Source organism: Modicisalibacter sp. (assembly GCF_055145905.1).
Window position 1 is genome coordinate 256,215 of record NZ_JBSREH010000001.1, and the last position, 15,303, is coordinate 271,517.

The window sequence follows — 15,303 nt, forward strand, 5'->3', positions numbered from 1 at the left end:
CACAAAGGTCCAACACGGCGCCGCGCAGCCGAGGCGTCGCCGGGACTACTCGCCCTTGAGTCGCCCGCCCATCTCCTGGGCCAGTTCGACCGCATAGTGGTCGGTCATGCCGCCGATGAAGTCGAGCATGCGCCGGTAGCTGGCATAGAGCGGCCAGGTCGGCCGTGGCGTGTTCTCGCCGATCAGCGCCAGCACGCGCTGGTGCTTGAAGGTCGAGCGGCCGTGATGATGCAGCTCATGGGCCGCGCCGATGAAGGCCTCGAGCAGGATGCCGAGGGTGGTATGGGCACCGATCTCCAGCTTGGCCTTGCGCTCGTTCTGGAAGATGCGCTCGCGGGCGAGCTGCTTGGCCGCCTTGACGCCCCAGTCGAGATCGGGGTGACAGAGCTCGAGCAGGTCCTCGGTGAGCGCGCCGTTGAGAAGCGCCGTCTCATGCTGGACGAACACCTCGCCGACGTCGTTCACGGCACGTTCCATGGCCGCCCCGCGCAACGCCGCGATGCGCCGGCGCTGCGACACGCCGGCGCCCAGCGCGGCGTACTCGGCGGGCTCACCGCCGGCGATCTGGCTCAGGATGCCCGCGACCTCGTCGAAGCGCAGGATGCCCATCTCCAGGCCATCCTCGAGATCCAGCAGCGCATAGCAGATGTCGTCCGCCGCCTCGACCAGATAGGCCAGCGGATGCCGGCACCAGGCCCACTCGGCCCGACGGCGCAACCCCAGGGTCTCGGCCACTTCGGCGAGCTGCTCGCGCTCGGACTGATAGGCCCCGAACTTGCCGGTACGGCCGCCGTGCTCCACCGTCCACGGGTACTTGAGCAGGGTGCCCAGTGTCGCCGCGGTCAGGCGCATGCCGCCGCGGAACTGGTTGTATTCGATCTGGGTAACGATGCGAAAGCCCTGGGCATTGCCCTCGTAGGTCAGCAGGTCGTCGCGCTGGGTATCGGTGAGCCCTTCCAGCAGCCCGCTGCCGTCGTTCTCGGCGCGCTTGAACCAGTCGCGGATGGCGTACTCGCCGGCATGGCCGAACGGTGGGTTGCCGATGTCGTGGCCCAGGCAGGCCGCCTGGACGATCACCCCCAGGTCGGCCGGGGTGATCCACGCCGGCAGCCGCTCGCGCAGCTGCTCGCCGACGATCATGCCCAGCGAGCGCCCCACGCAGCCCACCTCCAGCGAGTGGGTCAACCGAGTGTGGATATGGTCGTTGTCGGTGAGCGGATGGACCTGGGTCTTGCGCCCCAGGCGCCGGAACGAGCCGGCGAAGACGATCCGGTCGTGGTCCTTGTGGAACGGGCTGCGGCCGACCTCGTCGCGCGAGCCGCGTGGCTTGTCGTTGAGCCGGCCCGGCTCGAGCAGGCGTTCCCAGTTCATCGACGTCATGCGGCATCCTCCAGGGTAGCGCGCCGCCCCTGCGAGGCAGCATGCCCGAGTTGGCCGCGGCGGCCGGCGTCTGTCAAGCCGGGGCCGCGGGTGATCAGTGCGCGCGAATCATCGCCGCCAGGTCGGCGGACACCGCGTCCAGCACCGTGGACCAGGCCAGGTAGGGCGTGCTCGCCGTGCCGTTGACCAGCACGCTGAACGCGCCCCAGCGGCCGCTCGCGGTGCGGAAGTAGCCACCCAGCGCCCGGACCGCAACGGGCTGGTTGAGCGTGCCGGTCTTGAGCATCACATGGTTCTGAAACAGCGGATCGCCCCGACGGATGAAGTGCATCGGCCCGTTGACCGGCAGCTGCAGCCCGGCCAGAAAGGCCGGAAACAGCGCCGGCCGCCGGTACAGGGTCGCCAGCAGGGTGGTCACGCCCTGCGCCGAGGTGCGGTTTTCCGGCGTCAGGCCGCTGCCGCTGTGCAGCACCAGCGGCCCGTGCCCCGGCAGGCCCCGGGCGAAGCCGGCCACCGCCTTGCCGGCCTGGGGCAACGTGGCCCGCGGCGTATCGGCCAGATCCAGGCTCAGGGTGTCGGCCATGAAGTTGTTCGAATAATCGAGCATCCGTTGCAGCAGCGTCTGCAACGGCTTGCCGTCGACCGAAGCCAGCTGGGTCGCCGCCGCGGGAGGCCGCGTCCGGCTCACCGCCGTGCCGTCGGAGACGCCGACCCCGGCCCGCTCGAGCATCGCCTGCAGGGTCCGGGCGGTCTGCTCCGCCGGGTCGGAGCTGGCACGATAGAGCGCCCGTGGACGGGAGTCCCGGGCGATGGTGCCGCTGACCACCAGCACGTCGCCCCGCTCGTCGGTGACCCGCTCGGCATCGAGCCGGGACTCGCCGCCCCGGGCGACGGTGGTCACGCGGTTGTCGACGCGGGTGGTGGGCTCGACGGTGTTGCAGCTGAGGATCCGCGCCGCGCCGCCCACCCGGCGCCCCGGCAGCACGTCGAGGCACCAGCTGCCGTAGTTGACCGCCGCTGAAGAAAGCCGCGCGCTGTAGGCATTGTCGGCCCGCGAGGCGGCCCGGCAGCGGTCGGTGGTCACGCACTCGACCGGGCCGAAGCGCCACTGGCTGACCACCAGTTGCCCCCTGACCGCCGTGACGCCGCGCTGGCGCAGCCGCTGGATCAGCCGCCACAGATCCTCGGAGACCAGCGCCGGGTCGCCGCCGCCCTCGAGCACCAGGTCGCCGTGCAGCACGCCATCGTCATCGATCACTCCGGTCGACACCAGCCGGGTGGTGAAGCGATGCTGCGGCCCCCAACGGTCCAGCGCCGCGGCCGCCGTGTAGAGCTTGGAGACCGAGGCCGGCGAGAGCGCGCGGCGGGGCGCGATAGCGCCCAGCACCCGGCCGGAATCCAGCAGCTCGGCCCGGGCGCCGAGGCGATAGCCCTGGCCGGCCAGCCGCGCCACATGCTCGAACCCCGACGCCCGGGCGAACGACCCCGGCGTCGCCAGACACAACACAACGAACAGCAGGGACAGACGACGCGACATGACGGCTCCGTGAACGGTGAAGGGCATCCAGCCTAGTGGGCCGAGACCTGCGAGAAAACCTGAATCACCGCCACCCCGGCGATGATCAGCCCCATGCCCAGTACCGCCGGCACATCGAGCCGCTCGCCGAACCACACCACGCCGAGCAGCGACACCAGCACGATGCCCAGCCCGGCCCAGACGGCATAGGCGACGCCCACGGGCAGGCTGCGCAGCACCAGAGTCAGCAGGTAGAACGCCAGGCCGTAGCCGATCACCACCCCCACGCTGGGCCACAACCGGGTGAACTCCTGCGAGGCCTTGAGCGCGGTGGTGCCGAGCACTTCGGCGACGATCGCCAGAAACAGGTACAGATAGGCCATTGCGACTCCCTCCTGGGCAGTGGCGCGAGCGGTAGCGCCGGGTCCGTGTCGGAGGCTGCATTCTAGCCTCGTTAATGATGGAATCGAGTTATCAACTATCTGAAAAAGAGATAGATCATGCAGTGGAACCTGGATCAGCTCGTCTGCCTGCTGGCCGCCGCCGACAGCGGCTCCTTCTCGGCCGCCGCACGCCATCTGGGTCGCGCCCAGTCGGCGATCAGCACCGCCATCGCTCACCTCGAACTGGACTTGGGCCTGACCCTCTTCGACCGGCGCGGCCGCACCCCGGTGCTGACCGGCGAAGGCCAGGCGCTGGTCCGCGAGGCCCGGGAGATCCTGCGCCAGTGTGACCAGCTCGAGGCCCGTGCCCGCACCCTGGCCGGCGGCGAGGAGTCACACCTGACCCTGGCCGTCGACGAGGCGCTGCCCTACCCGCCGCTGATGGATACCCTGCTGGTGCTGGCCGAGCGCTGGCCGAACCTGGAGCTGTCGCTGCTCAACGGGGCGCAGGCGGACATCCCCAGCTGGGTCGCCGACGGCACCGCCGACCTCGGCGTGCTGTTCAGCCAGCCCTCGCTGCCGCCCCGGCTCGACGTGCGCCAGATCGCCCGCCTGGCGCAGACCGCCATCGTCGCCCACGACCATCCGCTCGCCACCGCGTCCTCCGTGCGGCTGTCGACGCTCAGCCGCCATCGCCAGCTGGTGGTGGCCTCGCCGCTGGGCGGCAACCGCAGCGCGCGCCTGTCGCCGCGCATCTGGCAGCTCAACAGCTACTACGCGATCGCCGAACTGGTCACCCAGGGCATCGGCTGGGCACTGGTCCCCACCCACATCGCCGACTACCCCATGTACCGCTCGCTGGTCAGCCGCCTGACCATCGACGACCTGCCCGAGCCGCCCGGTGTCAGCGTGGAACTGGTACGTCGGCGCGACGCCGGCCAGGGGCCGATCGCCCGCTGGCTCGAGGCGGAACTCAGTACGCGACTGTCGCGCTGAGCGGGGTCAGGGCAGCCGCTCCGGCGCATGGGGCAGCGTGGCGGAAAGCCGCCAGAGCGTCTGGCCGCTTTCCGCGTACTTGCGCTCGAAGGGCGTCAGGTAGTCGCCCTGCGGGTCATGGCGGACCACCGTCGGCAGCGGCTCGCCGGCATGCTGCAGCGCCAGGGCGAACTCCTCCAGGTACAGCCCCCAGTTGGACCGCACCTCGAGGCGCCCGCCCAGGGCGAGAATCGCCGGGAAGACCGGATGACCGTGCCAGCGCAGCTTGAGCTGCGAGGCCTTCGGGTAGGGATTGGGGTACAGCAGGTAATGGCGCTCCGGCTGCCAGCCGGCGCCCAGCGCCAGGCGCCAGAAGTCGACCAGATCGGCGCGCACCAGCAGGGCGTTGTCGGGCAGCGGGCCGTGCTCGCGCTCCAGCCGCGCCGCGCTGCGGTCGATGCCGATCACCGCGCGGTCCGGATGACGGGCGGCCAGGGCCCGGGTGGAAAGCCCCACGCCGCAGCCGGCATCGAGCAGCAGCGGCCGCCCCTGGGCGGCCAGCCAGTCCTGCGCCCGCTCGAAGGCGAGCCGGGTATGGTCGGCGATCGGCTTGCGCCAGGGGTGGTTCAGGGCGCGGGCGACCCGTCGCGCCAGGTCCTCGTGCGGGCCGGGCTGACGGGAGGTGACGGTACGGGAATTGGCGTGCATGGCAGTCTCTGGGTCGAGAAACGCGCCCAGTCTACCAAGCCGGCTCGCCTGCCCGCCAAGGCGGCCGGCATGACGCCGCTGCAACCCGAGTGCTATCATCGCGTCCCAGACCCGGCATGGCGTGCCCGCCCCTGTCCCCCGCGGCGCCCATGCAACCCTGACGGCTCGTTGCTGTCAGCTTTTCGTAGACTCCATTGCACAACGAGGGATGCGGCTTGTCACAGTTACCGGTGATTGTCGGCATGGGCGGTGTCAATGCCGCCGGCAGAACCTCGGGCCACCAGGCGTTCCGCCGCACGGTGCTCGATGCCCTGTCCGCCGAGGAACAGCAGCGCACCGTGGTCGGCCTGGCCGCCATGATGCATCTGGTGGCCCGCCAGGCCGACGGCTCCTGGCAGGACAGTCACGGTAACCGCCTCGACACGGCCGGCGTGGCCGATCGCTTTCGCCAGACGGTGCTCGACCACACCCTGATCCGCCGCATCGAGGACGAGGCCTTCAACGCCGAAGGCATCCCGGCCAACCGCCGCGCCCAGCTGGCCCTCGACGCGCCGCTGACCTTCCAGGTGCGCCGCCGCCAGCTGCCCGAGGCCCTGCCGGAAACCTGGCAGGTGCGCGACCTGGACAGCCGCCGGGTCGAGGTCAGCGTGCCGCCGGGCGCCCTCGAGGTGCTGCTTCCGGACCACCGTCAGGCCCAGGTTCGCGCCGCCGGTCAGCTGCCCAGCGGCTTCGCGCCCGAGCGCCTGTATCGCAGCGTGCATCACCCGCGCGGGCTGTCGATGGCGGTGTTCGGCGCCAGCGACTGCCTGGGCCAGAGCGGGCTGGACTGGGAGACGCTGCGCGACGGCCTCGACCCGGATCAGATCGCCGTCTACGCCGGCAACTCCATCGGCCAGCTCGACGACGAGGGCTGGGGCGGGCTGCTCAAGAGCTTCGTCTCCGGCAACCGCGCCACCTCCAAGCAGATGCCGCTGGGCTACGGCCAGATGCCCGCCGACTTCCTCAACGCCTACGTGCTGGGCAGCGTCGGCGCCACCGGCGCGATCCAGGGCGCCTGCGCGACCTTCCTCTACAACCTGCGCCAGGGCATCGAGGAGATCCGTCGCGGGGTGCGCCGGGTGGTGATGGTGGGCACCAGCGACGCCCCGATCACCCCCGAGATCATCGAGGGCTTTCGCAGCATGGGCGCGCTGGCCGACGACGACAGCCTCAAGGCGCTCGACGCCCTGAGCCTGCTCACCGATGCCGACTACCAGCGCGCCTGCCGCCCCTTCGCCCGCAATTGCGGTTTCACCATCGCCGAATCGGCCCAGTTCGTGCTGCTGATGGACGATGTCCTGGCGCTGGAAACCGGCGCGCAGATCCTCGGCGCGATACCCGGCGTGTTCGTCAACGCCGACGGCTGGAAGCGCTCGATCTCGGCGCCCGGCATCGGCAACTACATCACCTTCGGCAAGGCAGCATCGCTGGGCCGCGAGATCCTCGGCGAGCGCGGCCTGCGCGAGCGTACCTTCGTGCACGCCCACGCCACCAGCACGCCCAAGAACCGCGTGACCGAGTCCCATGTCCTCGACAGCGTGGCACGGGCCAACGGCATTCACGACTGGCCGGTGGCCGCCGTCAAGGCGTTCGTCGGCCACTCCCAGGGCAGCTCCGCCGGCGACCAGCTGGCCAGCGCCCTGGGCAGCTTCGCCCATGGCTACATCCCCGGCATCCCCACCCTCGACGCCGTGGCCGACGACGTGCACGGCGAACGCCTGCGCCTGCCCCGCGAGTCGCTGGCCTTCCGCGCCGACGCCGCCTTCCTCAATGCCAAGGGCTTCGGCGGCAACAACGCCACCGGGCTGCTGCTCTCGCCGGACGCCACCGAACGCCTGCTGGTCCAGCGCCACGGCCAGGCCGCCGTCGCCGCCTGGCGCGAGCGCGCCGCCGCCGTGCAGGCCCGTGGCGATGCCTATCTGGCACGCGCCGACGCGGCCGATTTCGAGGTCATCTACCGCTTCGGCGAAGGTGTACTCGAAGGGCCGGAGCTGACGGTCGAGGCCGACGGCATCCACATCCCCGGCTATGCCCGTCCGGTCTCGCTGGCGGTGGACAACCCCTTCGGCCGGCTCGACGACTGACGCATCGGGGGAGGCGATTGCCGGTACAGCATCCATCGGCTACCCTGAGGGCCCGGCGCCGCCAGGCGTCGGGCCGTGACTACCGCCGCCGATTACGGGCGGCCGGCCTTCCGACAGGATTCCCCCATGAATATCGTGGTTTACCCCGGCACCTTCGACCCGATCACCAACGGACACTTCGATCTGATCGAGCGCGCCGCACGAATCTTCGACAAGGTGGTGGTGGCCGTCGCGGCGAGTCCCGGCAAACGACCGACGCTGGACATCGACGCCCGCGTCGACCTGGCCGAGGACGTGGTCGCCGAGCTCGACAACGTCTCGGTCGTGGGCTTTCACGGCCTGCTCACCGAACTGCTCGACCAGCAGGGGGCGCGCATCATCCTCCGCGGACTGCGGGCGGTCTCGGACTTCGAGTACGAGCTGCAGCTGGCCAACATGAATCGTGCCCAGGCCCCCCACGTGGAGAGCCTGTTTCTGACCCCCGCGGTCGAGAACTCCTACATTTCCGCCACCATCGTGCGCGAGATCGCGCGGCTCGGCGGCGATGTCAGCCGGCTCGTGCATCCCCGGGTCGCGGCAGCGCTGCGCGAGCACTTCGACACCGAGAACGCGCGCGATGCGTGACGCGACCGCCGCAGCGAGGACATGACCCATGGCCCTGATGATCACCGACGAATGCATCAACTGCGACGTCTGCGAGCCCGAATGCCCCAACGGCGCCATCTCGCCGGGCGAGGAGATCTACGTGATCGACCCCGGCCTGTGCACCGAGTGCGTCGGCCATTTCGACGAGCCGCAGTGCCAGCAGGTATGCCCGGTGGACTGCATTCCGCTGGACCCCGACCATCGCGAGTCCCATGACGAGTTGATGACGAAGTACGAACGCATCACCGCCGCCTGAGCCGCCTGCGCGGTGCCGCCCGGCCGGGCGGCACCGGCCTGATTGCCTGCCACCCGCCTAACCCACAGGGACGTACCCGCCCATGAGCGCTGCCGCCACCCGTCGCGTCTGGACGCTGGCCTGGCCGATCATCCTGTCCAACATCACCGTGCCGCTGCTCGGCCTGGTGGACACCGCCGTGGTCGGGCACCTGCCGGAATCGCGCTTTCTCGCCGGCGTGACCCTGGGCGCCACGCTGTTCGGCTTCCTCTACTGGGGCTTCGGCTTCTTGCGCATGGGCACCACTGGCCTGACCTCCCAGGCGGTGGGCCGCGAGGACGACACCGCGGTGCGCAACCTGCTCGGCCAGTCGCTGCTGCTGGCGGCGCTGATCGGCGCGCTGCTGATCGTGCTCTCGCAGCCGCTGACCACGCTGGGCCTGTGGCTGCTCGACGGCAGCCACGAAGCCACCACCCTGGCCCGCGAGTACGCCGGCATCCGCTTTCTCTCGGCCCCGGCGGTGCTGGCCAACTACGCCATCCTCGGCTGGTTTCTGGGCCAGCAGAACAGCCGCGTGACCCTGACGATCATGGTCGCCACCAACAGCGTCAACATCGTCCTCGACCTGGTGTTCGTGGTCGGCCTGGGGATGACCAGCAACGGCGTCGCCTGGGCCACGGTGATCGCCGACTACACGGCGCTGGGCCTGGGCCTGTGGCTGGTCCGGCGCCAGCTGCGCACGCTCGGCGGGCGCTTCCTCGGCGAGCGCCTGTGGCGACCGGCCGCCTACACCGAGCTATTCCAGGTCAACAGCCAGCTGTTCCTGCGTACCCTGGGGCTGCTCTTCGCCATGGCCTTCTTCACCAGCCAGGGCGCCAGCCAGGGCGACGTGATCCTGGCCGCCAATGCCGTGCTGCTGCAGTTCATCATGCTGACCTCCTACGGCCTGGACGGCTTCGCCCACGCCGCCGAGGCACTCACCGGACGGGCCATCGGCCGGGGCGACGGCGCGGCGTTCCGCGATGCGGTGGGCGGCGCGATGCGCTTTTCCCTGCTCACCACCATCGCGGCCATGCTCGCCTTCGCTCTCGGCGGCCACTTCCTGATTGCGCTGCTCACCGACCTGCCGGCAGTGCGCGAGACCGCCGCCACCTACCTGCCCTGGATGGTGCTGATGCCGCTGCTGGCGGTGTGGAGCTACCTGTTCGACGGGGTGTTCATCGGCGCCACCGCCACCCGCGAGATGCGCAACAGCATCCTCGTCGGCCTGGCGGTCTACCTGCCCGCCTGGTGGCTGGCCACCGGCCCGCTGGCGCTCGGCAATCACGGCCTGTGGCTGGCCTTCACGCTGTTCACGCTGGCCCGTTCGGCGACGCTGCTCGCCTACTACCGACACTACCGCCGCACTCGCTGGCGCCTGCCGCTCGACCAAAGACGCACGGCGGCGCGTTGACCGCGGCCTGTCGGTTGCGCTATCGCTAGGCGCGACGCTGCAAAACGCCAACAACCAGCGAGACTCCCCATGCTCAAGACACTGTCACGCCCGGCCGTGAAACTGGTCGAGCGTTATCTGCCCGATCCCTACATCTTCGTGCTGCTGCTGACCCTGATCGCCGCCGCGGCCGCCATCGGCGTGGAACGCCAGACGCCGCTGGCCGTGCTGCGCTTCTGGGGCGACGGCTTCTGGAACCTGCTGAGCTTCTCGATGCAGATGCTGCTGGTGCTGGTCGCCGGCTTCATGCTGGCCAGCTCGCCGCCCGTACGGCGCCAGCTGGCTCGCCTCGCCACCCGTGCCGGCACCCCCGCCCGGGCCATCGTGCTGGTCACGCTGGTCTCGCTGGCCGCCAGCTGGATCAACTGGGGCTTCGGCCTGGTAGTGGGCGCACTGTTCGCCAAGGAGCTGGCCCGCCAGATCCGTGTCGACTATCGCCTGCTGATCGCCAGCGCCTATTCCGGCTTCGTCGTCTGGCACGGCGGACTGGCCGGCTCGATTCCGCTGGTGATCGCCACCGAGGGCCACTTCACGGCCGACCAGATCGGCGTGGTCCCCACCGGCGAGACGATATTCTCGCTGTTCAACCTGGCCATCGTCGTGGCGCTGTTCATCGCGGTGCCGCTGGTCAATCGGGCGATGCTGCCCGACGACGCCGACAGCGTGTACGTCGACCCCGAGCGGCTCGACACCCCCGCCGGCGAGGAACGCCCGGTGATCACGCGACCTGCCGAGCACCTCGAGAACAGCAAGACGCTGGCCTGGCTGGTGGGCATCCCGGGGTTGCTGTTCCTGCTCGATCACTTCCTGCTGCGCGGCGGCGGACTCAACCTCAACATCGTCAACTTCCTGTTCCTGTTTCTGGCCATCGTGCTGCACCGCACCCCGCGCCGCCTGCTCGACAGCCTCCACGAAGCCATCAAGGGCGGCGCGGGCATCGTCATCCAGTTCCCCTTCTATGCCGGGATCATGGCGATCATGGTGCAGTCGGGCCTGGCCCAGACGCTCTCCGAGGGCTTCGTGTCGATCGCCAACGCCGACACCCTGCCGTTCTGGTCGTTCATCAGCGCCGGCGTGGTCAACCTCTTCGTGCCCTCCGGCGGCGGCCAGTGGGCGGTGCAGGCCCCGGTCATGCTGCCGGCGGCCCAGGCGCTGGGCGCGGACATCCCGCGTATCGCCATGGCCGTGGCCTGGGGTGACGCCTGGACCAACCTGCTGCAGCCCTTCTGGGCGCTGCCGGTGCTGGCCATCGCCGGTCTCAAGGCCAAGGACATCATGGGCTTCTGCCTGATCCAGCTCGTGGTCACCGGCGTGATCATCGCCCTGGGGCTCAGCTTCATCCCCTGACGCCACCCTGCCGGGCCGACCATGAGGTTAGCCTTGTTGCAACAACGAGGGGCACCAAGGGGCAAGCCGAAGAGGAGGTCCGGCGCCAGGGAAGGCGTCGGTAGCGCTCAGGGATGAGTCTATAGCGCCTCCTCGCAGGCTTGCCCCGAGCGTCCGACACGATCCACGATAGTCTTGGGGTCGAACGCCCCGGACGCATCGTGCCGGGGCAAAACGTGTTACACCTAAGGGAAATCCCGCGACACGAGGATGCCCCATGGCCCCCGACGACATGCCCCGCCAGCACGAACTGACCATGACCGTGCTGATGACCCCCGACATGGCCAACTTCAGCGGCAAGGTCCACGGCGGCGCGATCCTCAAGAAGCTCGACGAGGTCGCCTACGCCTGCGCCAGCCGCTATTCCGGCAGCTACGTGGTGACGCTGTCGGTCGACCAGGTGCTGTTCAAGCAGCCGATCCATGTCGGCGAGCTGGTCACCTTCCTCGCCATGGTCAACCATGTCGGGCGCTCATCGATGGAGATCGGCATCAAGGTGGTCGCCGAGTCGATTCAGGAGAAGGTCATTCGCCACACCAACAGCTGCTACCTGACCATGGTCGCGGTCGACCCGCAGGGCAAGCCGGTCGAGGTGCCGCCGCTGCGCTTGGACACGGCGCTGCAGAAACGCCGTTTCGAGAAGGCCGCGCTGCGCCGGGAAATGCGCAAGGAAGCCGAGCGCGCCACCCGCGCGCACGACCATCAGTACGCGCAACGCTCATCCTGATACACCCCCGTCATCGCAAGGAGGCCGCATGACGTCGCCCGCATCGCTTCGGGACCGCCTCGCCCTGGCCTGGGACGGCCTGATCATCGCCCTGGTGATCGTCAACCTGGCGCTGCTGCTGTTCGACAGCCTGTACCTGCTGCCGCCGCTGCACGACGCCTTCGCCGCCGTCGCCCCGCGCCTCGAGGCTGCCTATGCCGACACCATCCACGCGCATTTCTTCTCCATCGACCTGGCCTTCGTCAGCGTCTACGTGCTCGACGTGCTGATCGGCTGGACGATGGCGATCATCGAGCGGCGCTATCATCGCTGGTTCTTCTACCCCTTCGTGCACTGGTACGACGTGCTCGGCTGCATCCCGCTGGCCGGCTTGCGCTGGCTGCGCGTACTGCGCGTGTTCGCCCTGCTCCATCGCCTGCAGCGCCTGGGCATGATCGACGTACGTCGCTGGTACGTGTTTCAGGCAGCCCGCAAGTATTACGACATCCTGCTCGAGGAAGTGTCCGACCGCGTCGCGGTCCGCCTGATCGGCAGTGTTCAGGAGGAGGTCCGCCACAGCAACACGCTGTCGCGTCGACTCGCCGACGAAGTGGTGGCACCGCGCAAGGAACAGCTGGTGGAGGAGATCGCCGAGCGGCTGGAGACGGGGCTCGACGGCATCTATACCGAAAACCGCGCGCTGATCGCCCGCTATGTCAGCGCCCTGGTGGGCCGCACTCTGCAGGAAAGCCCCGAAATCCAGCGCCTGCACCGCATGCCCATGGGCCGCCAGGTCACCGGCGCCATGGACCAAGCCCTCAGCGACCTGGCCAGCCGGCTGATCCACGAAGCGGTCGGCGGCCTGCGCTCGCCGGAGTTCTCGCAACTGCTGCGCCGCGCCGCCGACAGCGGCATGGACATCCTGCTGGTCACCGACCGGCGCAGCGAGCGCATCACCGAGCAGGTACTCATCGAAGTGCTCGAGCTGCTCAAGGAACAGATCGCCACCAAGCGCTGGCAGACCAAGTACGACTGATCAGGCTTCCATGGCCAGCACCGTGTACGGTGCCTCGCTGGCATGGCGTCGATCGCGCTAGCCGCAATCGGCGCCCACGATGCGCCCGTGTTCGTCCAGGTGCAGGTTCAGGCGATCCGGGCGGTAGTCCATGGTGTAGCCCTGCCCCGGACGGATCACCCGCACCTGCTCGGCACCGCTGCGTTCACGGGCCCGGGGCGTCAGCGCGTCCCGGTAGTCGCGCCCGGTCCAGTCGGCCAGGGCATCGGCATCGCAGGCCTCATCGTCCGCCTGACTCATCGGTGGCGGCGGCGGAGCCGGGGCCGATTCGTGCCTCGGCGCGCCGACACAGCCGCCCAGCAGGCCGGCGACCAGTATTCCGATCATGGTGCGTCTGTCCATCCCCGTCTCCTCCCTCGTGGACCCCGCCGCCGCGGCCACGCATGGCCGGCACATCGGGTAAACCGCTGGACGCCGCGCGGCACCCTCGATAAGGTCCTGAAATGTGGAGCCATCCGTCGCCGATGGCTAGGCTCAGTGGGATTGAGGCACGATATCGCTCATTGCACCCCGTCACCGACAAGAGGATGGAAGCTCATGGTCAGGATTGGCAATGTCTTGGGACTCGTGGCCGGCACGCTGCTGGCGGCCGGTCAGGCCGTGGCGGCCGAGCCGCTGCGTGTGGCGTCGAAGATCGATACCGAGGGGGCGCTGCTCGGCAACATGATGGTCGCGCTGCTGGAAGACGCCGGCTACCCGGTCGAGAACAAGCTCCAGCTCGGCCCCACCAACATCGTGCGCAAGGCCCTGCTCGAGGGCGAGATCGACCTCTACCCCGAGTACACCGGCAACGGCGCCTTCTTCAGCGGCACCACCGACGACCCGGCCTGGAAGAACGCCGAGGCCGGCTACGAGAAGGTGCGCGACTGGGACCGCAAGAACCACGGCATCGTCTGGCTCGAGCCGGCCCCGGCCAACAACACCTGGGCGATCGCCGTGAAGCGCTCGATCGCCGAGGCCAACGATCTCGACACCATGGCGGACTTCGGCCGCTGGGTGCGCGACGGCGGCGACGTCAAGCTGGCCGGCTCCGCGGAGTTCGTCGAGAGTGCCGCGGCCCTGCCCAGCTTCCAGAAGGCCTATGACTTCACGCTCTCCCAGGACCAGCTGCTGGTGCTCTCGGGCGGCAACACCGCCGCGACCATCCGCGCCGCGGCCGAAGGCACCAGCGGCACCAACGCAGCCATGGTCTACGGCACCGACGGCGCCATCCAGCCCGCCGGCCTCAAGGTGATGGACGATACGAAGGGCGTGCAGATGGTCTACGAGCCGGCCGTGGTGATGCGCGAGGCGGTCCTCGAGGCACACCCCGAGCTACCCGACCTGTTCGAGCCGGTCTTCGCCTCGCTGGACCGCGAGACGCTGCAGACGCTCAACAGCCAGATCCAGGTCCAGGGCCTGCCGGCCAAGCAGGTAGCGCATGACTACCTGAAAGACCACGGCTTCCTCGACTGACGCGTGAATCACGACGAACACGACGGGCCGCGGCGCATCGCCAACCGGGTGCTCGCCACCCTGCTGGTGGCCAGCCTGGCCGGCGCGGTACTGCTGCCGTTCGCCGCGATGGCGCCCAACCGGCTGGTATCGGGGGAATCGGTGTCGCTGCTGACGGCGCTGCGCCCCTGGCAGACGCTGGGGCTGGCGGCGCTGGCCGGCGCCCTCGCGCTGGCCTGCCTGGTCCGTCCACTGGGCGAACGCCGCGGCGCCCGCCTGACGCTGGTGGCCGCGCCGCTGGCGCTGCTGCTGACGCTGTACGGGCTGGGCGACTATGCCCAGCGCGCCCTGACGGACGCCTCGCCCGCGGCCCGGGTCTCCCAGGGCGCGGCCTTCTGGGTGCTGGTGTTCTGCACCAGCCTGATGATCGTCGACGCCTTCCAGCGCCTGGGATCGTCGCTGTGGCTGCGCAGCGGCTACGGCCTGCTGCTGGTCGCCGCCGTCGCGGCACTGTTCGCCACCGGCACCTTCAATGCGCTGTCGATCCTGCGGGAATACTTCAACATCGAGGATGCCTTCGTCGACCAGTTCGTCACCCACCTGACCTTGGTCGGGCTGGCGCTGGCGCCGACCCTGGCGATCGGCCTGCCGCTGGGCCTGCTGGCGCACCGCCGCCCCGCCACGCGCGGAGTGCTGTTCAGTGTGCTCAACGTCTTCCAGACGATCCCCTCGATCGCGCTGTTCGCGCTGCTGGTGGCGCCGCTGTCGGCGCTCGGCGATGCCGTGCCCTGGCTGGGCGCGCTGGGCGTGGCGGGCATCGGCGCCGCCCCGGCGATCCTCGCGCTGATCCTGTACTCGCTGCTGCCGATCGTGCGCAACACCCAGGCCGGTTTCGCCGGCGTCGACCCCGCCACCCGCGAGGCGGCGCGCGGCATGGGCATGACGCGCCAGCAGATCCTGTGGCGCGTCGAGGTGCCGCTGGCGCTGCCGGTGATCCTGTCGGGGCTGCGCATCGTCACCGTTCAGGCCATCGGCCTGACCGTGGTGGCCGCGCTGATCGGCGCCGGCGGGCTGGGTGCGTTCATCTTTCAGGGGCTGGGCCAGTACGCCATCGACCTGGTGCTGCTGGGGGCGGTGCCGACCATCGCCCTGGCGGTGATCGCCGACTTCCTGATGCAGATCCTGGTCGCCGTCAGCCGCCCCGCCGGCGCCCGCTGAGCGACAACCCCACTCATCGAGAGCCGA

At 69.7% G+C, this 15,303-nt stretch carries 15 protein-coding genes; 10 read left to right on the plus strand and 5 right to left on the minus strand.

Annotated elements, in window-relative coordinates; genetic code table 11:
* Positions 1-45: 45 nt before the first annotated feature.
* The 3 genes from ACTCB7_RS01220 to ACTCB7_RS01230 all read right to left on the minus strand — a co-directional run bounded on the left by ACTCB7_RS01220 (position 46) and on the right by ACTCB7_RS01230 (position 3,279).
* The gene (locus ACTCB7_RS01220) at positions 46-1,380 is read right to left on the minus strand and encodes a deoxyguanosinetriphosphate triphosphohydrolase (protein ID WP_463005257.1); all 1,335 of its coding nucleotides are present in this window, start codon (positions 1,378-1,380) and stop codon (positions 46-48) included.
* 94 nt (positions 1,381-1,474) lie between these two features.
* Positions 1,475-2,917 carry a D-alanyl-D-alanine carboxypeptidase/D-alanyl-D-alanine endopeptidase gene (gene dacB, locus ACTCB7_RS01225; protein ID WP_463005258.1) on the minus strand — a complete coding sequence of 481 codons (1,443 nt, stop codon included), beginning with the start codon at positions 2,915-2,917 and terminating at the stop codon, positions 1,475-1,477.
* A 32-nt stretch (positions 2,918-2,949) separates the two neighbouring features.
* Positions 2,950-3,279: an SMR family transporter gene (locus ACTCB7_RS01230; protein WP_463005259.1), complete on the minus strand. Its 330-nt coding sequence runs from the start codon at positions 3,277-3,279 to the stop codon at positions 2,950-2,952.
* 117 nt (positions 3,280-3,396) lie between these two features.
* Between ACTCB7_RS01230 and ACTCB7_RS01235 the strand changes: the two genes are divergently transcribed.
* Entirely contained in the window at positions 3,397-4,275 is an 879-nt protein-coding gene (locus tag ACTCB7_RS01235) for a LysR family transcriptional regulator (protein ID WP_224415847.1), read from the plus strand.
* Between the two features lie 6 nt (positions 4,276-4,281).
* Here ACTCB7_RS01235 and trmB read toward each other — a convergent pair whose 3' ends face one another.
* Positions 4,282-4,962 carry a tRNA (guanine(46)-N(7))-methyltransferase TrmB gene (gene trmB, locus ACTCB7_RS01240; RefSeq protein WP_463005260.1) on the minus strand — a complete coding sequence of 227 codons (681 nt, stop codon included), beginning with the start codon at positions 4,960-4,962 and terminating at the stop codon, positions 4,282-4,284.
* A 242-nt stretch (positions 4,963-5,204) separates the two neighbouring features.
* Between trmB and ACTCB7_RS01245 the strand changes: the two genes are divergently transcribed.
* From ACTCB7_RS01245 to ACTCB7_RS01275, 7 genes are all read left to right on the plus strand, one after another.
* Positions 5,205-7,085, plus strand: coding sequence for a beta-ketoacyl synthase (locus ACTCB7_RS01245; protein ID WP_224416812.1), 1,881 nt, complete (start codon positions 5,205-5,207; stop codon positions 7,083-7,085).
* A 126-nt stretch (positions 7,086-7,211) separates the two neighbouring features.
* Entirely contained in the window at positions 7,212-7,709 is a 498-nt protein-coding gene (coaD, locus tag ACTCB7_RS01250) for a pantetheine-phosphate adenylyltransferase (protein ID WP_463005261.1), read from the plus strand.
* Positions 7,710-7,737: 28 nt separating this feature from the next.
* The gene (locus tag ACTCB7_RS01255; RefSeq protein ID WP_463005262.1) at positions 7,738-7,986 is read left to right on the plus strand and encodes a YfhL family 4Fe-4S dicluster ferredoxin; all 249 of its coding nucleotides are present in this window, start codon (positions 7,738-7,740) and stop codon (positions 7,984-7,986) included.
* An 82-nt stretch (positions 7,987-8,068) separates the two neighbouring features.
* On the plus strand, positions 8,069-9,418 hold the full coding sequence (locus ACTCB7_RS01260; RefSeq protein ID WP_463005263.1) for an MATE family efflux transporter: 1,350 nt from the start codon (positions 8,069-8,071) through the stop codon (positions 9,416-9,418).
* A 69-nt stretch (positions 9,419-9,487) separates the two neighbouring features.
* Positions 9,488-10,804: a short-chain fatty acid transporter gene (locus tag ACTCB7_RS01265; RefSeq protein WP_463005264.1), complete on the plus strand. Its 1,317-nt coding sequence runs from the start codon at positions 9,488-9,490 to the stop codon at positions 10,802-10,804.
* A gap of 256 nt (positions 10,805-11,060) precedes the next feature.
* Positions 11,061-11,570: an acyl-CoA thioesterase gene (locus ACTCB7_RS01270; protein ID WP_163648189.1), complete on the plus strand. Its 510-nt coding sequence runs from the start codon at positions 11,061-11,063 to the stop codon at positions 11,568-11,570.
* Between the two features lie 28 nt (positions 11,571-11,598).
* Entirely contained in the window at positions 11,599-12,585 is a 987-nt protein-coding gene (locus ACTCB7_RS01275) for an ion transporter (protein WP_463005265.1), read from the plus strand.
* Between the two features lie 57 nt (positions 12,586-12,642).
* Here ACTCB7_RS01275 and ACTCB7_RS01280 read toward each other — a convergent pair whose 3' ends face one another.
* Positions 12,643-12,966, minus strand: a complete 324-nt coding sequence (locus ACTCB7_RS01280) for an I78 family peptidase inhibitor (protein ID WP_463005266.1) — start codon at positions 12,964-12,966, stop codon at positions 12,643-12,645.
* Between the two features lie 195 nt (positions 12,967-13,161).
* On the opposite strand from ACTCB7_RS01280, the gene osmF reads away from it, so the two are divergent.
* Together osmF and ACTCB7_RS01290 are read left to right on the plus strand one after the other, a co-directional pair.
* Positions 13,162-14,079: a glycine betaine ABC transporter substrate-binding protein OsmF gene (gene osmF / locus ACTCB7_RS01285; RefSeq protein ID WP_463005267.1), complete on the plus strand. Its 918-nt coding sequence runs from the start codon at positions 13,162-13,164 to the stop codon at positions 14,077-14,079.
* Positions 14,080-14,082: 3 nt separating this feature from the next.
* Positions 14,083-15,276, plus strand: coding sequence for an ABC transporter permease (locus tag ACTCB7_RS01290; RefSeq protein ID WP_463005268.1), 1,194 nt, complete (start codon positions 14,083-14,085; stop codon positions 15,274-15,276).
* Positions 15,277-15,303: the final 27 nt, after the last annotated feature.

What these genes read in the sequence shown, in the direction of transcription:
- ACTCB7_RS01220 (WP_463005257.1), bottom strand. Translation starts at nt 1,380, where the DNA reads ATGACGTCGATGAACTGGGAACGCCTGCTCGAGCCGGGCCGGCTCAAC.
- dacB (WP_463005258.1), bottom strand. Translation starts at nt 2,917, where the DNA reads ATGTCGCGTCGTCTGTCCCTGCTGTTCGTTGTGTTGTGTCTGGCGACG.
- ACTCB7_RS01230 (WP_463005259.1), bottom strand. Translation starts at nt 3,279, where the DNA reads ATGGCCTATCTGTACCTGTTTCTGGCGATCGTCGCCGAAGTGCTCGGC.
- ACTCB7_RS01235 (WP_224415847.1), top strand. Translation starts at nt 3,397, where the DNA reads ATGCAGTGGAACCTGGATCAGCTCGTCTGCCTGCTGGCCGCCGCCGAC.
- trmB (WP_463005260.1), bottom strand. Translation starts at nt 4,962, where the DNA reads ATGCACGCCAATTCCCGTACCGTCACCTCCCGTCAGCCCGGCCCGCAC.
- ACTCB7_RS01245 (WP_224416812.1), top strand. Translation starts at nt 5,205, where the DNA reads ATGGGCGGTGTCAATGCCGCCGGCAGAACCTCGGGCCACCAGGCGTTC.
- coaD (WP_463005261.1), top strand. Translation starts at nt 7,212, where the DNA reads ATGAATATCGTGGTTTACCCCGGCACCTTCGACCCGATCACCAACGGA.
- ACTCB7_RS01255 (WP_463005262.1), top strand. Translation starts at nt 7,738, where the DNA reads ATGGCCCTGATGATCACCGACGAATGCATCAACTGCGACGTCTGCGAG.
- ACTCB7_RS01260 (WP_463005263.1), top strand. Translation starts at nt 8,069, where the DNA reads ATGAGCGCTGCCGCCACCCGTCGCGTCTGGACGCTGGCCTGGCCGATC.
- ACTCB7_RS01265 (WP_463005264.1), top strand. Translation starts at nt 9,488, where the DNA reads ATGCTCAAGACACTGTCACGCCCGGCCGTGAAACTGGTCGAGCGTTAT.
- ACTCB7_RS01270 (WP_163648189.1), top strand. Translation starts at nt 11,061, where the DNA reads ATGGCCCCCGACGACATGCCCCGCCAGCACGAACTGACCATGACCGTG.
- ACTCB7_RS01275 (WP_463005265.1), top strand. Translation starts at nt 11,599, where the DNA reads ATGACGTCGCCCGCATCGCTTCGGGACCGCCTCGCCCTGGCCTGGGAC.
- ACTCB7_RS01280 (WP_463005266.1), bottom strand. Translation starts at nt 12,966, where the DNA reads ATGGACAGACGCACCATGATCGGAATACTGGTCGCCGGCCTGCTGGGC.
- osmF (WP_463005267.1), top strand. Translation starts at nt 13,162, where the DNA reads ATGGTCAGGATTGGCAATGTCTTGGGACTCGTGGCCGGCACGCTGCTG.